The sequence below is a fragment of the Pseudomonas sp. Pse35 genome, from assembly GCF_024519715.1.
GTDB lineage: Bacteria > Pseudomonadota > Gammaproteobacteria > Pseudomonadales > Pseudomonadaceae > Aquipseudomonas > Aquipseudomonas paracarnis.
In genome coordinates this window covers 34,929-61,049 of sequence record NZ_JALJRP010000025.1, presented here as the reverse complement: position 1 = coordinate 61,049, position 26,121 = coordinate 34,929, and the positions used below count along the sequence as shown (strand labels likewise).

Here is a 26,121-nt window from a genome sequence, read left to right as displayed (position 1 = left end):
GAGCATAAAAAAACCCGGACACTGGATCCGGGTTTTTGTGATTGAGCGGCGGCTTACCTCAACGCCTCTACCAAACTGCTGATAAACACCGCGCTGTCGATAATGCCATCATGATCGGTCTCAATCATCACTGAGCGCTCGATGCGCCCTTGGCTGATCACCGTTGCCATTTGCTGCTCGATCAGGTCCTTGAAGCGCCCTGCCCGGCTCATGGACGCCCACCAACAAGTGACGGGCGCCTTGATCGGCTTGAAGTCAGCTTGCAGCAAACGCTCACTGAGTGCCCGGTCAACGTCCCAGGAAATCTGCGCCTCATTGCCACGCAGTAATTCATCCTTGATCACCGTGAAGGCTTCGCCCAAAGACTGTTCAGCCCAATTCACAAATTCCCGCCATTGTCCCGTTTCATCCTCGCTATCCCGTTGGCATTGCTGCCAGGCGTGTTGGATGGACTCGGCGAACTCAGGAAACATAACCCCCAGCAACGCTGCGCGGCGCTCATTGGCTGAGATCTCGCGAGCGTTCTCGACCACCACTGCGTCCCAATAGGGTTTGACCCATTGCGGCGGCGCAGCGTCGATCCAGCCGACAAACTCCACTTCTCGGCCGGCTTGCTCCAGGCCGTAGGCGACCTCCATCGCCAGGTTGCCGCCCAATGACCAGCCACCCACGCGGAACGCGCCTTCGGGTTGGGCCACCAACAATTGCGCGGTGTAGTCTTCGACCATTACCTGCCATTGCGGCACCGTGGCGCCCTCTTCGGCCAAGGCACGACACATGACCCCGAACACCGGGCGCTGCTCGCGCAAGGCCAGGGCAATCGCGGTGTAGCAATGCACCGAGCCGAAGCTTGGGTGGAACAGGAACAACGGCGTGCCTTGCGTCTGCTGGTTGAGCTTGACGATCAACGAAGACCGGCTATTGCCCTGCAGGCATTTGACCTGTCCCGCCACAGTAGGGTTAAGCATCAGTTGGCTGACAGACAGGTTCACGCCGCTGACCTTGCGAATTCGCTCCTTGAGCATCAGCACTCGCAATGAATGGCCACCGAGCTCGAAGAAGTTGTCGTTGAGCCCTACGCGCTCCACCTCCAGCACCTCGCTCCAGACCGCTGCGATTTGCTGCTCGATCTCGCTAACGGGCGCCTGGAATTGCGCGGCACCGTGAGCCTCTGGCTTGGGCAACGCCTTACGGTCCAGCTTGCCGTTCGGGCTCAACGGCATCTGCGCCAGTACCACCCACTGCGCCGGGACCATGTAGTCGGGCAACTGCTCGGCCAGGTGTGCAACTACCCCTGCCTTCCACTCTTCAAGGGGCTGTTGCAGCACCAGGTAACCCACCAGGTGGGTACCGTCCACCGCCAGCACCGCGGCTTCGCGGACATTGTCGAGCTCCAGCAGGCGCGCTTCGATTTCGCCCAACTCTATGCGCAGGCCGCGCAGTTTGACCTGGTGATCGATGCGCCCGGCATATTCAATCACGCCATCGTCGCGATAACGCGCCAGGTCACCGGTGCGATACAGACGTGTGCCGCTGCCGAACGGGTCGGTCACAAACCGCTCGGCGGTAAGTGCCGCACGGCGGTGATAACCCCGCGCCAAGCCAATACCGCCCAAATACAGTTCGCCCAGCACGCCCACTGGCGCAGGTTCCAGGTTGTCGTCCAGCACGTAGCAGCCCAGGTTGGCAATGGGTCGGCCAATAGGTACGGCGTCGCGACCTTCCTCGACACAGGTCCAATGGGTTACGTCGATAGCGGCTTCGGTAGGGCCGTACAGGTTGTACAAGCCGGCGTGGGGCAATTTGACGAACACCTGTTGCTGGGCATCCGCAGGCAACGCTTCCCCACTGCAAACGATGTGTTGCAGGCTCTGGCATGAAGTAACCGCCGCGTCTTGCAAGAACGCTTGCAACATGGAAGGCACGAAATGCAAGGTGGTGACCTGTTGCTCGTTGATCAGCCGTACCAGCCTGGCTGGATCACGATGATCGCCCGGTGCCGCCACTACCAGACGCGCGCCGGTCATCAGCGGCCAGAAAAACTCCCACACCGACACGTCAAAGCTGAACGGAGTTTTCTGCAACACGCTGTCGTGCGGCGTGAGCCCATATGCCTGTTGCATCCAGCACAGGCGGTTGGTCAGCGCGATATGGCGGTTGCCAGCGCCCTTGGGCTGACCGGTGGAGCCGGAGGTGTAGATCACATAGGCAAGGCTTTCGCCGTGCACCGGGATATTCGGGTTGTGGCTGCTGAAGGTTTCCAGCCAAGTATCGCCACATTCCAGCACCAGGGTTTGTACACCGGCGGGAACCGGCAGTTGCGCCAGTAGATGAGCCTGGGTCAACAGCAGTTGCACACCACTGTCCTGCAGCATGTAGGCCAGGCGATCACGAGGATACTCGGGGTCCAGCGGCACATAAGCGCCACCGGCCTTGAGCACCGCCAACAGGCCAACCACCATCTCCACCGAGCGCTCTGCCGACAGCCCCACCAGCACATCCGGGCCAACCCCGGCAGCCATCAAGCGATGCGCCAGGCGATTGGCCCGGGCGTTCAACTCGCTGTAACTCAAGGCTTGCCCCGCGAAAATCAAGGCAGGTGCATCCGGTGTACGCAGCACCTGAGCCTCGATCAGCGTGTGGACCGCTTGATCCAGCGGGTAATCCACCGCAGTCGCATTCCAATCATGCAATACCCACTGCCGCTCGGCCTGCGCCACTGAGGGCAACGCGCCAAGGCGTTGACTGCCGTCGCTGGCCAGGGCCAGCAGCAAATGCTGGAAGTGCTCGGCCAAGCGCTGGATATGCGCGCCGCTGAAAGCGTGGCGGGAGTAATTGAACTCCAAGCCCAGTGTCTGGCCAATAGCCAACAACACGGTCAATGGATAGTGGGTCTGTTCCAGGCTGTGCACTGCGCCAAAACGCAGCCCCGACGGTGCGCCCTGCTCCAGCGCCTCGGACACCGGGTAGTTCTCGAACACCAGGATACTGTCGAACAGCGCCTCTCCACCCAGCCCGGCCCAACGCTGGATCTCGAACAGCGGCGTGTGTTCATGCTCACGCAAGCCAACGTTCTGTTGCTGAAGTTGCTCCAGCCAATGGCTGACCGACATTTGCGCATCCGGCGTCGCCACCACCGGCAGCGTGTTAATGAACAAGCCGACCTGCTGTTCAATCCCACGCAGTTCCGCCGGACGCCCTGCTACCGTGGCGCCGAATGCTACGGTGGCTTGCCCGGTGTGGTGATGCAACAGCAACAACCAGGCGCCTTGCACCAGGGTATTGAGGGTCACCTTGTGACGTTGGGCGAAGGCTTTGAGGTGTTCGGTTTGCGCAGCATCCAGGCTCAAGCGATGCTCGCCATTCACCGCCTGGGCCGCATCCACCTCAGTCTCTATGGCATCGGCCAGGCGCGTGGGCGCCTGCAAGTTGACCAGTTGCGCCTGCCAGAACGCCTGGCTGACGGCTTTGTCCTGTGCCTGCAGCCAGGCGATGTAGTCGCGGTACCGCCCGGTAGGCGCTGGCAGCGGCTCACCGGCATACTGTTGCAACACCTCGCCGAACAGCTGCGAACCACTCCAGCCATCCATCAAAATGTGGTGATTGGTGTAGATCAGGTGGTAGCTCGTCGCCCCCGTGCGTACTAGCGTCAAGCTCAACAGCGGTGCCTGCTCCAGGACAAAACCCTGGGTGCGTGCCGACTCGGCCAGCTCATCCAGGGCCTGGTTGCAGTCCTTACGGGTCTGCCAATCCAACGCCATAAACGGCAGGCGCACCTGCTTGTAGACCACCTGCAAAGGCTGTTCAAGTTCCGCCTGCCAGACAAAACCGCTACGCAGGATCTCGTGGCGTTGCACCGCCACCTGCCAGGCCTGGTGGAAGCGCGCCACATCCAGGCCCTGCACATCAATGCGCATCTGGTTGATGTAGTCACCCGAACCTTCGCCGTACAGCGATTGGAACAGCATGCCTTGCTGCATGGGTGACAATGGGTACAGGTCTTCGACCTCAGCCACGTTCAGTGCCAAGCCATCCAACTGGTCCTGGGACAACCGCGCCAACGGGAAGTCCGACGGCGTCACGCCCTGATGCGCCGACTCACAACAATGATCAATCAGAGCCTTGAGTTCCAAGGCATAGTCGTCGGCCAAGCATTTGACGGTTGCTTCACCGAACATCGCCTGGCTGAAACTCCAGTTCAACTTCAGCTCGCCACCATAGACCTGACCGTTGATTTCCAGCCAGTTGCCCAAAGGTGCCTGCGGGCTTTGCTCGGCACCGCTGGCATCAGCGGTCGGCGTGAACAGTCCTGGCTGTTCGCCGCTGTCGAAGCTGGCATCGAACTGCCCCAGATAGTTGAAGGTGATACGTGGCTGCGGCAAGGCCGCCAACGCCTGTTGCGTTGCGGCATTACCCAGGTAACGCAGGGCACCGAACCCCAGGCCCTTGTCGGGTACGGCTCGCAGCTGCTCCTTGATGCGCTTGAGGGAAGCAGCCAGGGAATCGGCCGGTACCAGTTGCACGGGGTAAAGGCTGGTGAACCAACCGACAGTGCGAGTCAGATCGATGTCATCGAACAGATCTTCGCGGCCATGACCTTCAAGCCGGATCAACGTCGAAGCCTCGCCGCTCCAGCGCGTAATAACTCGCGCCAGGGCAGTCAACAGCAGGTCATTGATCTGGGTGCGATAGGCACTCGGCGCGTCGTGCAGCAAGCGCCGAGTATAGGTGGCATCCAGGTGTGTGCTCACACTCAGGGCCAGTTGGTTGCTCAGGCTCGCCTGTGGATCGGCGCCCGGCAAGCCGACCGGACTGCCCTGCAATTGCGTCTGCCACCAAGCCAGCTCGTGTTGTAACGCCGGACTGTGGGCGTAGGTCTGCAGGCGAGCAGCCCAGGCGCGGGTGGCGCTGGTCTTGGCTGGCAGTGTCACAGGGGCGCCTTGGGCCAGTTGCTGATACGTGCTTTGCAAGTCTTCAAGCAGGATGCGCCACGACACACCGTCCACCACCAAGTGATGGATCACCAGCAACAAGCGCTGTGAACCGTCGGCCAACTGCGCCAACACCGCACGCAATAACGGGCCTGCGCCTAAGTCGAGACTGCGTTGGGCCTCTTCGCCCAAAGCCTCAAGTTCTTCGACGCTGTTCAATGTGGTTTGCCATAGCACTTGTTCAGCCTGGTGCTGATCCGGACCACGGTAGGCCGCGCTCCAGCCCTGTGCGCCCTCGACAAAGGTGCTGCGCAAGGCATCGTGATGCACGATCAACGCCTGCAGTGCGGCCAACAACAGCGGTACCTGCAACGGCTGGTGCGGTTGCAGCACCGCAGATTGGTTCCAGTGATGACGCTGGGGAATCTCATCGGCAAAAAAACTGTGTTGCACCGGCAACAACAGCAAATCGCCAGTCAGCGGCGACTGATCCATCTGCACCACACCGTCGCCTTCCCTCGCGACCGTCGCCAGGCTCTGCACCGTCTGATGCTGGAACAACTCCTTGGGCGTGAAACGCACACCCGCCTGGCGGGCGCGGCTGACCAGTTGAATCGAAATGATCGAATCGCCGCCCAGCTCGAAGAAATTATCATGCAGGCCCACCTGTGGCAGGCGTAGCACATCGGACCAGATCGCGGCGATCTTCTGCTCCAACTCGCTCTCGGGCGCCACATACACCTGCTGCATCTGGCTCACATCCGGCAGCGGCAAGCCCTTGCGGTCGAGCTTGCCGTTGGGGGTCAGCGGCATACGCTCAAGGAACATCAAATGCGTCGGCACCATGTAGTCCGGCAAGCGGGTTTTCAAGGCGCGCCGCAAGGTTTCGCGACCGTTTGATTGAGCGACAGCATCACCCAGGAGCGTCGGGTCCAGTGGTACGACATAGGCCACCAGTTGTTTGCCGGTCGGCCCCTCCTGGGCCACCACCACGGTTTCACCGACACTGGCTTGCTCACGCAAGCGCGCTTCGATTTCCCCCAGTTCGATACGGAAACCGCGAATCTTCACCTGATGGTCCACACGCCCCAAGTAATCCACCACGCCATCCGGACGCCCGCGGGTCAGGTCGCCGCTGCGATATACGCGACTGCCGGGCTTGCCGAACGGGTCCGGCACGAAGCGTTCGGCGGTTAACGCCGGACGCTCCAGATAACCCCGGGCCACGCCCTCGCCGCCCAGGTACAACTCGCCGGCTACGCCGATGGGTTGCAGGTTCAGTTGCGCATCCAACACGTAGCCACTGCGGTTACCCAACAAAGTGCCGATGGGCGCGTAGACGGCGCCACATAGGTCGCCCTTGCGTGCCTTCCACAACAGCGGTGTGACCACGGTTTCCGTCGGGCCATAGCCGTTGAACAGGTACTTGGGTTTCAGCGCGCGCCACGCCAGGTCATAGCTGGCCTGGGCCACCGCATCACCGCCAAAGCAGTACACCCGCACCGCCGGCGGGTTGCCGTCGCGCTCGGCATGTTCGGCCAACTGTTGCAGGTACACCGGTGGGAACACCGCCATGGTCACGTTATGGCGATGCATCTGCTCGTAGGTGTATTCCGGCAGCCACAGGCTGTCGTCACGGATCAACACGCTGGCGCCGTTGATCAGCGGGTGCATCCAGCCTTCGTGGGAGCCGTCGAAAGCGAACGACATGAAGTGCAGCTCGCAATCGGCCGGCGAGGTTTCATAGCGCTCGCCGGTAGCGATGATATGCGCCACCAGCGGGCCGTGTGACACCGCCACGCCCTTGGGCAAACCGGTGGAGCCGGAGGTGTAGATCACGTAGGCGAGGTTGTCGCCGTCCAGCGCCACATCCGGGGCCGTATCGCTGTAATCCGACCTGGCTTGCACCTGATCCACCGCCAAGACGTCGAGGCCGTCCGGGATCGGCAACCGGTGTTGCACGGCCGAATGGGTCAACAGCAATTTCGAGCGGCTGTCTTGCATCATGTACAGCAGGCGATCACGTGGGTATTCGATATCCAGCGGCACGTACACACCGCCGGCTTTCATCACCGCCAGGAACGCCACCATGATCTCGGCACTGCGCGGCATGGCGATAGCCACCCGCACTTCCGGGCCGACGCCACGAGCGATCAGGGCATGGGCCAGGCGGTTGGCCTGGCGATCCAGTTCGCCGTAGCTCAGGGTTTGCGCGTCGAACTTCACCGCCACCGCAGTCGGGTTTGCCCGGGCGCGATCGGCAAACAGTTGATGCACCAGGCGCTCGGCCGAAAAGCCAGACTCCGTGCGGTTCCACAGTTGCAGGATCTGTTGTTGTTCGGTCGCGTCCAGCAGGCTTAACTGGCTGAGCTGCTGTCGTGGGTTGGCGACCATACCTTGCAGCAGGTTCTGCCAGTGACGCGCCATGCGTTGCACGGTGCTGGCTTCGAACAGGTCCTGGGCATAACCCAAGGTGGCCCATATACCTTCGGTGGACTCCTGAATATCCAGGTCCAGGTCGAAATGTGCGGTCTTGCTGTCCCAGTCCAGCCCTTCTACCCGCAGCCCTGGCAATTGGTGCTGAACCTGAGCCTGGCCGACGTCAGTCTGATGATTGAACATGACCTGGAACAGCGGGTTGTGGCTCAGGCTACGCTCAGGTTGCAGGGCTTCCACCAGTTGTTCGAACGGCAAATCCTGGTGGGCCTGGGCTTGCAGGGCGCGTTGCCGAACGTGCTGCAGCAACTGCTCGACACTCATCTGCCCATGCACATCCGCCTTGAGCACCTGAGTGTTGACGAAGAAGCCAATCAAGCGCTCGGTCTCGCTGCGATTGCGGTTGGCAATCGGCACGCCGACACGTATTTCTTCCTGGCCGCTGTAGCGGTGCAACAAGGTCTGGAACGATGCCAGCAACAACATGAACAGGGTCACGCCCTGCTGTTGGGCCAAAGCCTTGAGCCCCTGGGTGAGTTCGGGCGCCAGCTCGAACGCCAGGCGCGCGCCGCGGTGGCTCTGCACAGCCGGGCGCTGATGATCGAACGGCAACTCCAGCACGCTCTGCTCACCGCCCAACAGTTCACGCCAGTAGGCCAGTTGACGTTGCTTTTCACCGGCGTCCATCCAATTGCGCTGCCATACGGCATAGTCGGCATACTGGATCGGCAGCGCCGGCAACTGCACGTCCTGGCCTTGGCTGTAACCGGCATACAACTGCACCAGTTCCTCGACCACCAACTGCATCGACCAACCATCGGAGACGATGTGATGCTGCACCAACACCAACACATGCTCGTCGGCGGCCAGGCGCAACAGCGTGACGCGCAGCAACGGGCCTTGTTGCAGGTCGAACGGCTGGGCGATCAGCGCTTGCACCCTGGCTTTGAGCTGGGCGTCATCGACATCAGCCTGGGTGATCGGCAAGGACATTGGCGGCTCAATCACTTGCACCGCGCCGTCGTGATCCTGGCGGATATGGGTGCGCAGACTTTCATGACGCGCCAGCAAGCTATCGAAACTGCGTTGCAACGCAGCCAGGTCCAATTGCCCTTTCAGGCGCAGCGCGCTGGGAATGTGATACGCCGCGCTGTGGGGTTCCAGTTGCCAGAGAAACCATTGTCGCTCCTGGGCGTAAGACAGTGGCAACGGCTGCACGCGCCCCGCCGGCAGTAGGGCCGGCGCCGTTGGCAATAGGCTCTCCTGGGTTTGCAAGGCCGCGACAAACGCCTCCAGCCGCGGGTGTTCGAACACGGCTTTGAGCGGCACTTCCAGGCTCAGGGTCTGGCGGATGCGTGACACCACCTGCATTGCCAACAGGGAATGCCCTCCCAGTTCGAAGAAGTGCTGGTTCAAGCCCACCCGTTCGGCCCCCAGAATAGCCGCCCAGATCGCCGCCACCTGTTGTTGCAACGGGGTGACCGGCGCTCGCCAATCCTGTTGTTCCACGCTGGCATCTGGCTTGGGCAGGGCCTGGCGATCCAGCTTGCCGTTGGGGTTGAGCGGCATGCGGTCGAGGAAGATCAGGTGCGCCGGCACCATGTAGTCCGGCAGGTGGTCGCGCAAGGTGGCCATCAGCTGTTCGCTCACCTCGGCGCGCTCGGTTTCAGACAGCGTCTGCGCAGGCACCAGGTAGGCCAGCAGTTGGTTGTCGGCAGCCAGCAACAGCGCTTCACGCACGCTGTCCTGGGCCAGCAGCACGGTTTCGATCTCACCCAGTTCTATGCGAAAGCCACGGACCTTGACCTGGTGATCGACCCGCCCGACATATTCCACCACACCATCGGCGCGATAACGCGCCAGGTCGCCGGTGCGGTACAGGCGCTCGCCGGATGGGCTGAACGGATCAGCGACAAAGCGCTCGGCGGTCAGGCCTGGCCGTTGCAAATACGCACGGGCCAAGCCATTGGCGCTGGCGATATAGAGTTCACCCACGGCGCCCAGCGGTAGCAGGTTCAGGTCACGGTCCAGCACATACAGGCCACGCCCTGGCAGCGCCCGGCCAATGGGGCTGGCACCGCCGGCACCGCCGGCGCCGACGGCGCTCGGGTCAGTGCAGTCCAGCACGCTGGAAACCACGGTGGCCTCGGTAGGCCCGTAGGTATTGAGCAAGCGCACATGGCCGAGCCCGGCGCGCTGCCACAATAGTGGGCCGTCCAACGGCATGGCTTCGCCGCCGATATGGATCTGGCGCAAAGCACCATAGGTCCTTGGGCCTGCTGCCAGGCAATCTTGCAGGAACAGCTTCCAGTAGGCCGTGGGCAAGTCGGCCAGGGTAATGCCCTGGGCGATGATCTGCCGATACAGCTCGGCACCGTCCCATAACTGCGGGCCACGCAGTACCACGGTGGCGCCGAGGGTCAGGGCTGGATATAGCTGCTCGACGAAACCGTCGAAGTTCAAGGTGGCAAACTGCAGCACTCGGTCCTGGGCAACCAGCTGCGAGTAATCCGCCGCGATGCCAGCAAACTCACTCAGTGCAGCCTGGCTGATGGCAACCCCCTTGGGCTTGCCTGTGGAGCCGGAGGTGTAGATCACATACGCAAGGCTCTGGGGCTCGACATCAACCGGTAAATTACTGTCGGCACACAACGCCAACTGCGCCTGGACCAGGTCGATGTCCACCGCCAGCACCCGGGCCGGCAACGGCAGACGCCCATGCAGGTGGGATTGGGTCAACACCAGGCCCACACCACTGTCCTCAAGCATATGCGCCAGGCGTTCGCGGGGGTACTCAGGGTCCAGCGGCACATAGGCCGCTCCTGTCTTGAGCACCGCGAGCAAGCTGACCACCATGGAAAAAGAGCGCTCCACGGCGATCCCCACCAGCCCTTGGGGGCCGACGCCCTGGGCCAGCAGGTAATGCGCCAGGCGGTTGGCCTGACGGTTCAGTTCTCCGTAGCTGAGGGCCTGCTCATCCAGGGCCAGGGCCTGACGTTCCGGCTGCTGATCAGCCTGGGCTTCAAACAGCCGGTGCACAGCCTCAAAGGGGGTGACACCAGCCGGGGTGTTCCAGTCCTGGAGCATCCTGTGTTGCTCAGCGGCACCCACCATCGGCAGCTCGCAGAGGCGGCTGCGGGGTGCACTCACCACCGCCTGCAGCAGGTACTGCCAATGTTGCGCCAAGCGCTCGATGGTGGCGGCATCGAACAGGTCGGTGGCGTAGGTCAGCGCGGCCCAAAGCCCGTCGGCGGATTCATGGGTGTCCAGGCTCAGGTCAAAATGGGTGGTCTGGCTGTCCCAGTCCAGTTCCACCACACGCAGGCCCGGCAACTGTTGGCCTTCGCGGCCGCCCTGGGCCTCGGTCTGGTGGTTGAACATCACCTGGAACAACGGGTTATGGCTCAAGCTGCGTTCAGGCTGCAATGCCACCACCAGTTGCTCGAACGGCAGGTCCTGATGAGCCTGGGCCTCGAGGGCGCGGCGTTTGGTTTGTTGCAGCAGCTCGGCAAAGCTCATCTGCCCGTCAAGGTCAGCCTTGAGTACCTGGGTGTTGACGAAGAAGCCGATCAGCCGCTCGGTTTCGACGCGGTTACGGTTGGCGTTCGGCACGCCAATGCGGATATCCGACTGCCCGCTGTAGCGATACAACAGGGCTTGGAACGACGCCAGCAGTAGCATGAACGCGGTCACGCCCTCTTGCTGCGCCAGGCGCTTGAGGCCCGCCACCAACGTCGGTTGCAGATGCACCTGCAGGCTTGCACCGCGATGGCTTTGCTGCGCCGGGCGCGGGCGGTCAAGCGGCAATTCCAGCACCGGTTGCTCGCCGCCCAGCAGGGCCTGCCAATACGCGAGTTGGCGCGCCTGTTCCCCGGCTTCCATCCAGCCGCGTTGCCACAGCGCGTAGTCGGCGTACTGGATCGGCAGTTCCGGGAGTTGCAGGTCATGGCCCTGGCTATGGGCGGCGTAGAGCTGCACCAGTTCCTCCACCATCACCTGCATCGACCAGCCATCGGAGACGATGTGGTGCTGCACCATCACCAGCACATGCTCATCCTCGGCCAGTTGCAACAGCGTCACACGCAACAACGGCGCCTGGTGCAAATCGAACGGCCGCGCCACCTCCTCTTCCACCCGCGCCATCAACTGCGCTTGGTCGACATGCGCCTGCTGGATCTGCACCCGCGCCTGCGGCATCACTGCCTGCCACAGACGTTCATCGTCCTCGACCAATTGCGTGCGCAAGCTTTCATGCCGGGCCAGCAGGCTGTCGAAACTGCGTTGTAACGCTGCCAGGTCCAAGTGCCCGTGCAAACGCAGGGCGCCAGGGATGTGGTAGGCGGTACTGTCCTCGTCCAGTTGCCAGAGGAACCACTGGCGTTCCTGGGCGTAAGACAACGTCGGTGTGTCGCTGTCGTGGCGGGTGGGAGCAATCGGCAGTTGAGCGAAACTCATGCCCCGGCTTTGCAGGCGCTGGTAAAACTGCTGGCGCTGCTCCAGAGGCAAGCGAAGAAAGCGCGACACCAGGTCGGTATTAGGGTTGGAAAGCATGGTTCAAATCGCCTCTAGTTCGCTCAAAAAGTCACGAAGGTCATCAAAATCTTCCACGCTGCCGGCGCGGAAAGTGGCTGCGGCCTGCACGTAGGCGCGCAGCGATTCGGTCTGGAACAGTTCCATCAACGGTACGTCCAGGCCGAGCTCGGCCTGCACCCGCGAGGTAATCTGGATCGCCAGCAAGGAGTGGCCACCGACATCAAAGAAGTTGTCGTTCAGGCCCACTTGCGGCAGGTGCAGGATGTCGGCCCAGATTGTGGCGATCTGCTGCTCAAGCTCGGTTTGCGGAGCCAGGTACTGCTGCTGCATCTGGCTCGCATCCGGCACCGGCAGGCCTTTGCGGTCGAGCTTGCCGTTGGGGGTCAGCGGCATCTGCGCCAGGAATACGAAGTGGCTGGGCACCATGTAGTCCGGCAGGTCGGCTTTCAGGGCACGACGCAGGGCGTCACGGAACTCAACCTGGTCGGCCAGGCTGGCGTCGGCCGGTACCACATAGGCCACCAGTTGTTTGCCGGTCGGCCCCTCCTGGGCGACCACCACGGTTTCACCGACACTGGCTTGCTCACGCAAGCGCGCTTCGATTTCCCCCAGTTCGATACGGAAACCGCGAATCTTCACCTGATGGTCGACACGGCCCAGGTAATCCACTACGCCATCCGGACGCCCGCGAGTCAGGTCACCACTGCGATACACGCGACTGCCGGGCTTGCCGAACGGGTCCGGCACGAAACGCTCGGCAGTCAGTGCCGGGCGCTCCAGATAACCCCGCGCCACGCCCTCGCCGCCTAGGTACAACTCGCCGGCCACGCCGATGGGTTGCAGGTTCAGTTGCGTGTCCAATACATAACCGCTGCGGTTGCCCAGCAAGGTGCCGATGGGCGCGTAGACGGCGCCGCAAGGGTCGCCCTTGCGTGCCTTCCACAGCAGCGGCGTGACCACGGTTTCCGTCGGCCCATAGCCGTTGAACAAGTACTTGGGTCTCAGCGCTCTCCAAGCCAGGTCATAGCTGGCTTGAGCAACGGCATCACCACCGAAGCAGTACACCCGCACTGGCGGTGGGTTCCCATCGCGCTCGGCATGTTCGGCCAACTGTTGCAGGTACACCGGAGGGAATACCGCCATGGTCACGTCGTGGCGATGCATCTGCTCGTAGGTGTATTCCGGCAGCCACAGGCTGTCGTCACGGATCAACACGCTGGCGCCGTTGATCAGCGGGTGCATCCAGCCTTCGTGGGAGCCGTCGAAAGCGAACGACATGAAGTGCAGTTCGCAATCGGCCGGTGAGGTTTCATAGCGCTCGCCAGTGGCGATGATATGCGCTACCAGTGGACCATGTGACACCGCCACGCCCTTGGGCAAACCGGTGGAGCCGGAGGTGTAGATCACGTAGGCGAGGTTGTCGCCGTCCAGCGCCACATCCGGTGCCGTATCGCTGTAACCGGCCCACTCTTCGGTGCGATCAATCGCGAGGGTATCCAGGCCCTCGGGGACTGGCAGTTGCTGCAACGCCCGGCTGTGAGTCAGCAGCAGTTGCGCACGGCTGTCTTGCATCATGTACAGCAGGCGATCACGTGGGTATTCGATATCCAGCGGCACATACACACCACCGGCTTTCATCACCGCCAGGAACGCCACCATGATCTCGGCACTGCGCGGCATGGCGATGGCCACCCGCACTTCCGCGCCGACACCACGGGCGATCAGGGCACGGGCCAGGCGATTGGCCTGGCGATCCAGTTCACCGTAAGTCAGGGTTTGAGTATCGAATTTAACCGCCACTGCGTCCGGGGTTTGCCGGGCGCAATCGCCGACCAATTCATGCACCAGGCGCTCGGCTGAAAAACCGGTGTCGGCCTGATTCCACAGCTCAAGAATCTGCTGTTGCTCATCCTCGCCCAGCAAGCTCAATTGGCTGATGGGTTGCTGTGGGTCGATCACCATTGCCCGCAAGAGGTTCTGCCAATGCCCGGCCATGCGCTCGATGGTCGCCACGGCGAACAGATCGGTGGCATAACTCAGAGAGGCACGCAGGGCCGTCTGGCTTTCTTCCACATCCAGCGCCAGGTCGAACTGGGCCACGCCTTCGTCCAGGTCCAGGACTTCGACGTGCAGGTCGGCCAGGCGATGCAGATGGCTGTCGGCAGCGCTCACACGGTGGTTGAACAACACTTGGAACAACGGGCTCAGGCTAAGGCTGCGCTCCGGTTGCAATGCCTGCACAAGCTGTTCGAACGGCAGGTCCTGGTGAGCCTGGGCCTCCAGGGAACGCTGACGCACCTGGTGCAGCAGTTGCTCGGTGCTCATTTGCCCGTGGATATCGGCCTTGAGCACTTGGGTGTTGACGAAGAAGCCGATCAACCCCTCGGTTTCCAGGCGATTGCGGTTGGCAATCGGCACGCCCACGCGCACATCTTCCTGGCCGCTGTAGCGATGCAGCAACGCCTGGTAAGACGCCAGCAGCAGCATCGGCAGCGTGACGCCAGCGTGCTGCGCCAGTGCGCGCAAACTGCCCAACAACTCCGGATGCAACTCGATACCCAAGCGTGCGCCACGATGGCTTGGCTGTGCCGGGCGCGGATGGTCGAACGGCAACTCCAGCACCGGTTGCTCGCCGCTCAACAGCTCGCGCCAGTAGGCCAGTTGACGCGCCTGCTCCCCCGCCTCCATCCAACCGCGCTGCCACACGGCATAATCGGCGTACTGGATCGGCAGCGCCGGCAATTGCACGTCTTGGCCTTGGCTGTTAGCGGCATACGCCTGCACCAACTCCTCGACCATCAACTGCATCGACCAGCCGTCAGAAACGATGTGATGCTGCACCAGCACCAGCACGTGGTCGTCCTCGGCCAGGCGCAGCAAGGTGGCCCGCAGCAGCGGCCCACGCAGCAGGTCGAAAGGCTGGGCGACCACCTGCGCGACCCGCGCCTTGAGGCCGGCATAGTCGCTGTCGACCTGCTCGATATCGACCCGGCCCTGGGCGTCAATGACTTGAACCGCGCCGGTGGCGTCCTGACGGAAATACGTGCGCAGGCTTTCATGGCGAGCCAGCAAGCTATCAAAGCTCTCTTGCAGCGCGGTCAGGTCCAACGGCCCTTGCAAACGCAAGGCGCTGGGGATGTGATACGCGGCGCCGGCCGGGTCCAGTTGCCAGAGGAACCACTGGCGCTCCTGGGCATAAGACAGCGGCAGAGGCTGCGTGCGGTCGGCCTTGATCAATGCCGGCGCGGTGACGCCCTCCTCGCCCAAGGCCCGCACGAAATCACCCAGTAGCGGCTGTTCGAACAAGGCCTTGAGTGGGACTTCCAGCGCCAGGGCCTGACGCACCCGTGACACCACCCGCGTGGCCAGCAATGAATGCCCGCCCAACTCGAAGAAATGATCGTCGAGGCCCACCCGGGGCAATTCCAGTACCTCGGCCCAGATCGCCGCTACCTGCTGCTCACGCGGGGTGACGGGCGCTACATGGCCCTTGAGCGACAGGCTGGCATCCGGTTTGGGCAATGCCTTGCGGTCGAGCTTGCCGTTGGGGGTCAGCGGCAGGCTGTCGAGGAACAGCCACTGCGCGGGCACCATGTAGTCCGGCAAGCGCTCGCGCAGCGCGGTTTTATAGACCTGCGACGCCTGCGGCGCGGCGCTGACCAGGTAAGCGATCAGCCGGTCGTTATCGGCCAACACCACGGCTTCGCGTACGCCGTCGAACTCACGCAAGCAGGCTTCGATTTCACCCAGCTCGATACGGAAACCCCGGACCTTGACCTGATGGTCGACGCGGCCGATGTATTCCACCACGCCGTCGGCCCGATAGCGTGCCAGGTCGCCGGTACGGTACAGGCGTTCGCCCGGAACCCCAAACGGGTTGGGCACGAAGCGTTCGGCGGTCAGCGCCGGCTGCCCGTGGTAACCCCGCGCCAGGCCGACACCGCCGATCAGCAGCTCACCGGACACACCTTGGGGGCATGGCGTGAGACCGGCATTGAGGATGAACAAGCCGGTATTGGCGATGGGCCGTCCAACGAACGGCAATGCCTGATGCAAACGATGAGCCGCCGACCAGATGGTGGTTTCCGTCGGGCCATAGAGGTTCCACAACGGGCCTTGCAGGTCGAGCATGCGCTGGGCCAAATCGACGGGCAGCGCTTCGCCACCGCACAGGCAGGCGATGCCACGCAGTGAATGAGCCCGTGGGCTGTCGAGCAACATGCGCCAGGTCGAAGGCGTGGCTTGCAGCACATTCGCCGCCTGACGCTGGGCCAGATCGAGGATCGCCTCGGGGTCGAGGGCCGTTGCCTGGGTGCTCAGCACCACGGTACCGCCGACACTCAGCGGCACATACAGCTCCAGGGCGAAGATGTCGAACGAGAAGGTGGTCAGCGACAACAGCCGCGCATCCTGGCCGATACTCAACGTGCCGGCCATGCCGCTGGTGAAGCTGCACAGCGCCTTGTGACGAACCATCACCCCTTTGGGCTTGCCAGTGGAGCCAGAGGTGTAGATCACGTAGGCCAGATGCTCCGGTGTCACGGCAACCTGGGGATTGTGCTGCGCTGTGCCGGCCTCCTCCACCATCAGCACCTGCACGCCGTGCGGCTGAGCCAGGTGCCCCAGCAGGTGCGGTTGGGTCAGCAATACCCGGGCGCGGCTGTCTTCAAGCATGTAGGCCAGGCGCTCTGCCGGGAATTGCGGGTCGAGCGGCACATAGGCGCCACCGGCCTTGAGGGTCGCGAGCAAGCCAACCACCATGTCCAGGGAACGCTCCACGTGTACTGCAACCAGCACGTCCGGGCCGACGCCCATGTCGATCAGACGATGGGCGAGCCGATTGGCGCGACGGTTGAGTTCGCCGTAGCTCAGGCGCTCATCATTGAAATGCAGCGCGATGGCGTCGGGTTGCGCCGCGGCCTGGGCCTCAAACAACTGGTGTACACAGCGTTCGCGTGGGTAGTCGGTGTCGCTGCGGTTCCAGTCGTGCACCATGTGCTGCCATTGCGACGGGCTGAGCATCGCCAGGTCGTCCAAGGCCACCGAGGCATCCTGCAGGACCGCGCGCAGCAGGTTTTGCCAATGCTCGGCCAGGCGTTCCACGGTCGCCGCGTCAAACAGATCCGTGGCGTAAGTCAGCGAGGCCCAGAGACCGTCCGCCGACTCCTCGGTTTCCAGGTTCAGGTCGAATTGCGTGCTGTGACCGGCCCAATCCACGGGCTGCAAATCCAGGCCGGGCAATTGCACCGGGGCTGAACGCAGGCTGTCCTGATGGTTGAACATCACCTGGAACAGCGGGTTATGGCTCAGGCTGCGCTCGGGCTGCAACACTTGCACGAGCTGCTCGAACGGCAGGTCCTGATGGGCCTGCGCCTCCAGGGCACGCTGCTTGACCTGGGCCAGCAACTGGTCGAACGGCATCTGCCCGTGCACGTCAGCTTGCAGCACCTGGGTGTTGACGAAAAAGCCCAGCAGTCGCTCGGTTTCGAAGCGATTACGGTTGGCGACCGGTACGCCGACACGCACCTGTGCCTGGCCGCTGTAGCGGTGCAGCAAGGTCTGGAACGAGGCCAGCAACAGCATGAACAGCGTCACGTCCTGACGCTGGGCCAGGGCCTTGAGTTCAGTCAGCAGCGCACGCTCCAGATGAATCTGGCGGCGCGCGCCACGATGGCTCTGCACTGCGGGGCGTGGATAGTCCAGCGGCAGGTCCAGCAACGAATGTTCGTGCCCCAGACGAGCGCACCAGTAATCGAGCTGGCGTTGTTGTTCCCCAGCCGCCATCCAGTCGCGCTGCCACTGGGCGTAGTCGGCGTACTGGATCGGCAAGGCCGGCAACCCTGCGTCGCCTTGGTACAGCGCCACCCACTCGTCGATCATCACTTGCATCGACCAGCCGTCAGAGATGATGTGGTGCTGGGTGATGACCAGCACATGGTGATCAGGCGCGACGATCAGCAACTTGACGCGCATCAGCGGGCCGTTGCGCAGGTCGAACGGGCGCTGGATCTCTTCGGTGACAGCCTGCTCGATAGCGCCGGCGTCGACCTCTTGTTGTTCAACCGGCACTGCCAGGCTTGGGTGGATGACTTGCACGGCGTGCTCGCCCGACTCCACGAAGGTGGTGCGCAGTGGTTCATGGCGCTGCACCAGGGCCTCGACGGCGCGCTCCAGCGCCGCGATGTGGAGTTCACCGCGCAGGTGCAAGGCGCTGGGCACATGATAGGCCGCGCTGGTGGGATCCAATTGCCAGAGAAACCACTGCCGCTCCTGGGCAAAGGACAACGCCAGCGGCTGCTCACGGCCAACCGCCTGCATCACAGGCGCGGTATCGGCCTGCACGCCTGCGCACGCCGCTGCGAAAGCGGCCAGCGTCGGCTGTTCGAACAGGGCCCGCAACGGCACTTCCAGCTTGAGATCGTGGCGCACCCGGGAGATCACTTGGGTGGCCAGCAAGGAGTGGCCGCCGCGTTCGAAGAAGTGATCTTCCAGGCCAACCTGCTCGACCTGCAACACTGCTTGCCAGATCGCCGCCAACTGGATTTGCAATGGACTTTGCGGCGCCACGTAGGCGGCGCTGGCCTGGTTCAGGTCGGGTGTGGGCAGCGCACGGCGGTCGAGCTTGCCGTTGTGGTTCAACGGCAAGGCATCGAGGAACACCCAATGGCCCGGCACCATGTAGTCCGGCAACGTCTGGCGCAAGCGCGCCGCCAGTGCCTGGGCCTCCAGCGCTTGGCCTTCGGCTGGCACCACGTACGCCACCAACTGCACGCCGGTCGCGCTCGGCTGCGCAAGCACGGCGGCTTCTCGCACGTTGGGCAAGGCTTGCAGGCTGGCTTCGATTTCGCCCATTTCGATACGCAGGCCACGAATCTTCACTTGATGGTCGATACGCCCAACGTACTCCAGCGCACCCGCCGGGTTGTACCGGGCCAAGTCGCCACTGCGATAAAGCCGCGCACCGGGCATGGCGGAAAACGGGTCCGGCAAGAAGCGCTCGGCGGTCAGCGCCGGGCGGTCGAAGTAGCGTTGCGCCAAGCCAACCTCGGCACCAATGCACAGCTCGCCCACGCCATCGGTGGCCAACAGTTCGAAACCGCTGTCGAGTACATACAGGCCGCGCCCGGCAATCGCCTGCCCGATTGGCACGCCGTAGGCGTCGTTGGCATCGGCCAATTGGCACTCATGCACGCTGGAGACCACCGTGGCTTCGGTCGGCCCGTAGGTGTTGACCAGGCTCACATTGCCCAAGCCCGCGGCGTGCCAGGCACGCACGCCCTCCACTGACATGGCTTCACCCCCCACATGCACCTGGCGCAGCTTGCCCAGGGAGCGACGGTGCTCGGCGCACTCTTGCGCCAACAGGTACCAGTAGGCGGCGGGCAAATCGGCCAGGGTCACGCCCTGCTCGACAATCTCTTGCGCCAGTTGGCCGGCATCCCAGAGTTCATCGCCACGCATGATCAACGCCGCGCCCGCACACAGGGGCGGGAAGCATTGCTCGACAAAACCATCGAAACTGAAGGTCGCAAACTGCAACACGCGGTCCTCGGCGCAAAGTCGGCTGTACAGCGTGGCGCTGTCACAGAACTGGCCGAGGGCGGCATGGTCGATGGCCACGCCTTTGGGCTGGCCGGTGGAGCCAGAGGTGTAGATCACATAGGCCAGGTCAGCCGCCGCCGCGTGATTAGGCGGATTGGTTGTCGGGTAGCCGGTCAGTTCGTCGCCACTGGCACTGAAATCCATGCGGGTCAGGCCGCGGGGCAAAGGCAAGTCGGCGAGCAAGCCGGTTTCGCTGAGCAGCACGTCCAGGCGGCTGTCGGCGAGCATGTAGGCCAAACGTTCCGCCGGGTATTCAGGGTCCAGCGGTACGTAGGCCGCCCCGCTTTTGAGCACTGCCAGCAGGCTGACGATCAACTGCGGCCCACGCCGCGAAGCCAGGCCCACCCGTTGGCCGGGGCCGACACCAAGCGCCAACAGGCGATGGGCCAGGCGGTTGGCGCGCTGGTTCAACTGGGCGTAACTCAAGCTGGCGTCACCGGCCTGTACAGCCAAAGCGTCTGGCGTCGCCTCGGCCTGGGCTGCGATACGCTGATGCACGCGTTCGTTGGCCTGGGGCGCTGCGGCTGAGCGGCTCAGAGCGACCATCTGCCGTTGCGCTGGGGCGTCGAGAAGGCGCAGGTTGCCCAGCGGCATGTGAGCGTCTGCGAGCAATTGCGCCAGCAGGTGTTGCAGGTTGGCGCTCAACTGCGCCACGTGCGCCTCGCTGAATTGGGCACGGTCATAACTGAATTCCAGGCGCAGGCTGGCGCCCAGTTCGATGCCCAGGGTTAATGGATAGTGCGTGCGCTCATGGTTGTGCAGGCGACCGAAGGTCAGGCCGGCCGGCGCGCCTTGCTTGAGCGCCTCGGCGACCGGGAAGTTCTCGAACACCAGCAAGGTGTCGAACAGCGCGCCCTGCTGGCCAGCCCAGCCCTGGATGTCGTAGAGCGGCACATGTTCATGGTCGCGCAGGCTGAGGTTGAGCGCTTGCAGTTCGCTGAGCCACGTCGCGGCCGACTGGGCTGGCGAGGCTGTGCTGATGATCGGCAAGGTGTTGATGAACAGGCCCAGTTGCTGCTCGATCCCCGGCAGCGGTGCGGAACGCCCGGCCACGGTGGCACCGAAGGCGACGCAGTCCTGGCCGGTGTAGCGTTGCAGCAATAGGCTCCAAGCCCCTTGCAACAGGGTATTGAGGGTGACTTTGTGCTGGCGTACGAACTCAGCGAGGCGGCGGGTAAAGTCGCTGTCCAGTGCCACGTGATGGTCAGCCATGCCAACCGCGTCCATCGGCTTGCGCAACGCTTGCGCCAGCAGGGTCGGCGCCGGCAATGCCGCCACGGCGGTTTTCCAGAACGCTTCGCCCGAGGACTGTTGTTGCAGCCAGGCGAGGTAATCGCGGAACTGCCCGAGCGGCGCCGGCACTGCCTGCCCCGCATAGTGAGCGATGACTTCACCGAGCAACTGCGCGTTACTCCAGCCGTCCATGAGGATGTGGTGGCTGGTGAAGATAAAGTGCCAGGCCGCACCGGCACCGCGCGCCAGCGTCAGGCGAAACAGCGGCGCGGCATTCAGGGCAAAACCGCGTTCGCGTTCGGCCTGGGCCAGGGTGTCGAAATCGGCGTCGGGGTCTTCGATCACTTGCAGTTGCAGGTCGACCTGGCGCTGGATCAGCTGATGAGCACTGTCCAGGCCCAGCCAATGGAAGCTGCTGCGCAGGATGTCGTGACGATCCAGCGCAGCCTGCCAGGCACGCCCGAAGGCGAGCAAATCAAGGCCCTCGATGTCGAGGCGTAACTGGTTGATGTAGGCCTGGGCCTCAGGTTCCAACAGGGTGTGGAACAGCATGCCTTGCTGCATCGGCGACAGCGGATAAAGGTCGGCAATCGCCGGCCCGGCCACGGGCAAGGCATCCAGTTGCTGCTGGGTGAGGCGTGCCAGCGGGAAATCCGACGGGCTCACCTGGCCTGCCGGCGTGGCACAACAATGCTCGATCAGCACCCTGAGTTCGGCTGCGTACTCGTCCGCCAGACCTTGAACAGTTGCCGCCTCGAACATCTCCCGGCTGAACCCCCATTGCAACGACAGCTCGCCGCCATACACCTGACCTTCCAGCGTCAGCCAGTTGGCCAGCGGTGCCTCTGGATCCTGGGCCTGGCCACTGCCCTGACTGGCCGGCACGAACAGTGCCGACTCGTTGAACTGACGGTCGAACTGGCCCAGGTAGTTGAAGGTGATGCGCGGCGCGGTAAGGTTCGCCAGGCTTTCCTGCGCGTGTGGCGCGCCCAGGTAGCGCAGCAGGCCGTAGCCCAGGCCTTTGTCGGGCACGGCGCGCAGTTGTTCCTTCACCGCCTTGATCGCCTCGGGCAACTCGCCTTCGGCGTGCAGACGCACCGGGTACAGGCTGGTGAACCAGCCGACGGTGCGGCTCAGGTCGATGTCGTCAAACAGATCTTCACGGCCGTGACCTTCCAATTGAATGAGCGCAGCAGGTTGCTCGCTCCAACGGCTGATCACCCGCGCCAGGGCGGTCAACAGCAGGTCGTTGACCTGGGTGCGATAGGCCGCTGGCGCGTCTTGCAGCAGTCGGCGGGTGTGCTCGACGTCGAGGCGTGTTTCCAGCTTGGCACCCAGGCGGTTTTGCAGGCCGCCTTCGGGGTGATCACACGGCAGCTCGGCGCCGATGGATTGGGCTTGCCAGTACGGCAGTTGCTCCTCGACGGTCTGCGCGTGGCGGTGCAACTGTTGCGCCCAGCGCTGGTAGGCACTGGTTTTTGCCGGCAGCACCTGTTCGCGGTAGGCCTGTTGCAGGTCTTCGAGCAGGATGCGCCAGGACACACCATCCACCACCAAGTGATGGATCACCAACAGCACACGCTGGCTGCCATCGGCCATGCTCACCAACGCGGCGCGCAGCAGCGGGCCTTGGGCAAGGTCAAGGCTGCGCTGGGCTTCATCACACAGCGCCGCCAGTTCAGCGTCGGTGCCGGCCTGGCATTGCCACAACAGCGGTTCGCTGACATAGGCAGCATGGCTCTGCTGCCAGCCGCCAGCCTGCTGCACAAAGCGCAGGCGCAAAGCGTCGTGATGCTGGATCAACCGCGCCAGCGCGGCCTCCAACCGTGCAGCTTCAAGCACCTCGCCGGGCACCAGCAACAAGGATTGATTCCAGTGATGCCGCGACGGGATCGGCTGGTCGAAAAAACTGTGTTGGACGGGCGTCAGCATGACCTCGCCACTGACCGGGCCCTGGTCTATCACGCTGACCTGCTCGAAGCGCGCCACCAGAGCCAGGCTGCGGATGTTCTGGTACTGGAACAGGTCACGCGGGCTCAGGCGAATGCCGGCCTGACGGGCGCGGCTGACCACCTGGATAGAGATGATCGAATCGCCGCCCAGCTCGAAGAAGTTATCGTCCTGGCCGACCTGCTCAACGCCCAGCACGTCGCTCCAGATGGCAGCCAGGGCTGTTTGCAGGTCGCCTTGGGGGGCGACAAATGCCTGCTGCTGGGCCGCATCCGGCACTGGCAACGCCTTGCGGTCGAGCTTGCCGTTGGCGGTCACCGGCAGCTTGGGCAGCGCAATGAAATGCGTCGGCACCATGTATTCCGGCAAGCTGCTGAGCAACCATTCCTTGAGGCCCGTTGGCGCCTCGCCTGCGTGTACAAGATAGGCGACCAACTGCTTGCCGCCCTGTACCAGTACCACGGCTTCGCGCACGTGTGGATGCTGCATCAGGCGTGCTTCGATTTCGCCCAGCTCGATACGCAAGCCGCGCAACTTGACCTGATGATCGAGACGGCCGAGGTATTCGATTACCCCATCGGCACGTTGGCGCACGCGGTCACCGGTGCGATACAGGCGTTCGCCTGTCACAAAGGGGCTGGGTACAAAACGTTCGGCGGTGAGCGCCGGGCGCCGATGGTAACTGCGCGCCAGGCCGACGCCGCCCAGGTAGAGTTCGCCACTGACGCCGGCCGGCACCGGGTTGAGTTGCGCGTCCAGCACGTAGGTGCCGAGATTGGCGATGGGGCGGCCGATGGGCACGCTATCGGCGCCTTCGTCAATGCAGGTCCAGTGCGTGACGTCGATGGCCGCCTCGGTCGGGCCATAGAGGTTGTACAGCGCCGCAGCGGGCAACTTGGCGAACACTTGCTGTTGCGCGTCCAGGGGCAAGGCTTCGCCGCTGCACACAATGCGCGTGAGGCTTGCGCACGCCTGTACGCCCGGCTCATGGATAAACGCCTGCAACATCGACGGCACGAAGTGCAAGGTGGTGATGGCGTGTCGGCCAATGGTGTCAATCAGGCGCGTCGGTTCACGGTGTTCGCCAGGCGCTGCGACCACCAGGCGGGCGCCGGTCATCAGCGACCAGAAGAACTCCCACACCGACACGTCAAAGCTGAACGGGGTTTTCTGCAACACCGCGTCATTGGCGCCCAGGCCATACGCCTGTTGCATCCAGCTCAAGCGGTTGACCAAGGCGCGATGGCTATTGCCGGCGCCTTTGGGCTTGCCGGTGGAGCCCGAGGTGTAGATCACGTAGGCCAGGTTGAGGGCATGCAAGGCCACGTTCGGTGAATCGCTGCTGTAGCCGTCGAGCCATAGCGCCGGCTGGTCCAGGGCAATTACCTGGATACCGGCGAAGGGCAGCGACGCCAGCAGGCTTTGCTGGCTGAGCAGCAACTGAATGCCACTGTCTTCGATCATGTAGGCCAGGCGTTCCCGGGGGTACTCAGGGTCGAGAGGCACGTAGGCGCCACCGGCCTTGAGAATCGCCAGCAGGCCAACCACCATTTCGATGGAGCGCTCGATGCAGATACCTACCAGCACGTCGGGCCCTACGCCCTGCTCGCCCAGGGCATGGGCCAACTGGTTGGCGCGCGCATCCAGTTGGGCGTAGGTCAAGGTGGTGGTACCGAACACCAGTGCCGGTGCATCCGGACTGCGCCGTGCCTGGTCTTCGATCAGGTGATGAATCCCGCGCTCGGTCGGGTACGCCTCGGCGGTCTGGTTCCAGGTGTGGACCAGCCGTTGCTGTTCAGCCGCGTCAAGCATGGGCAATTCGCCAATGCGCTGTTCGCCATCGAGCACCATGGCTTGCAACAGACTGACCCAATGCCGGGCCATGCGCTCGATGGTGGGCGTATCGAACAAGTCATTGGCGTAGGTCAGCGCGGCATGCAGGGTGCCGGACTTTTCATAGGTGTCCAGGGTCAGGTCGAACTGGGTGGTGCGGCCTTGCCATTCCACCAGGGCCAATTCCAGCCCCGATGCAGTGCTGACCGAGGCGATGTCGGCGACTACCGGCTGATGGTTATACATCACCTGGAACAGCGGCGTGTGGCTCAGGCTGCGCTCGATTTTCAGCGCTTCCACCAGCCGTTCGAAGGGCAATTCCTGATGGGCCTGGGCGCCCAGGGCATGCTCCTTGATACCTTGCAGCAACTCGGCAACCCGCGTTTGCCCGGTCAGTTCGGTGCGCAACACCTGGGTGTTGACGAAGAACCCGATCAGCCCCTCGACTTCGGTGCGATTGCGATTGGCAATCGGCACACCGACGCGAATGTCGTCCTGGCCGGTATAGCGGTGCAACAGCACATTGAAGGCACCGAGCAGCAGCATGAACAGGGTGACGTTGTGTTTTTGCGCGCAGCTGCGCAGTTGCGCGGCCAGTGCCGGCTCAATCGCGAAGTTGTGCCGTGTGCCTTGGTAGCTGGGCATGGCCGGGCGCGGGTGGTCGGTGGGCAGCTCCAGAACCGGATGTTCATCGCCCAGGCGAGCCTGCCAGTACTCCAACTGGCGGGCCTGCTCGCCCGCTTCCAGCCAGCGGCGCTGCCACAGGGCGTAATCACTGTACTGGATGGGCAGCGCTGGCAGTTGGGGCGCTTCGTTGCGCTCATGGGCGTCATAGCAACGGATGAATTCGTCGATCAGCACATTCATCGACCAACCGTCGGAAACGATGTGGTGCAGGGTCAGCAGCAGCACGTGTTCCTGCTCGGCAAGCTTGAGCAGTTGCACGCGCAGCAGCGGCCCGTGTTCCAGGTCGAACGGCAACAGCGATTGACGGGTGGCGGCGGCGTTGACGGCCTGCTCCCGTGCATCAAAGGCCAGGGCCGTGAAGTCCAGGTGCTCGACGGTCACCGACGGCTCCACCGCCACCTGCGCCACCCGCTCATCAGCCTGACGCTGGAACACTGTGCGCAAGGTTTCGTGACGCGCCACCAGGCTGGCGAACGCTTGCTCCAGCGCTGGCAGGCTCAGCGCCCCCCTCAAGCGCACTGCGCCGGGCAAATTGTAGGCGCCGCTGGCCGGGTCCAACTGCCATAGAAACCACATGCGCTGCTGCGCGTAGGACAGCGCCTGGCGGTCCTCCACCTCCACCCCTGCCGGAATCGGAAACCTTGAAAAATCCACGCCTTCTTTCTGCAAGGCTTGCAGGAACAGTTGGCGCTTTTCCAGGGGCAGCCCGATAAACCGGCGAGCAAGTTTCAAGGAGTCTTCAGCATTCATTTCTTGGAATCCGGGGCAATAGGCGGGAAGCACAAAGGCACGTCGTCCCTATAAAACGAACCGGGCGGGGAAAAATTAGCGGGGGAATGGGGGGCGCCGCACAGGCTGTCATCGGGGGTTACATCAATCCCCGCGAAGCCGCACGAAGCTGAGCTAGCATTGACGA

2 protein-coding genes are annotated in these 26,121 nt (G+C 63.2%); both read right to left on the bottom strand.

All coding sequences use genetic code 11. The annotated features are described in order from the left end of the window. Nucleotides 1-53 precede the first annotated feature (53 nt). Entirely contained in the window at nucleotides 54-11,918 is an 11,865-nt protein-coding gene (locus tag OC445_RS19830; RefSeq protein WP_262020293.1) for a non-ribosomal peptide synthetase, read from the bottom strand. Between the two features lie 3 nt (nucleotides 11,919-11,921). Beyond that, nucleotides 11,922-25,955, bottom strand: a complete 14,034-nt coding sequence (locus OC445_RS19825; protein ID WP_262020292.1) for a non-ribosomal peptide synthase/polyketide synthase — start codon at nucleotides 25,953-25,955, stop codon at nucleotides 11,922-11,924. Between the last annotated feature and the right edge of the window lie 166 nt (nucleotides 25,956-26,121).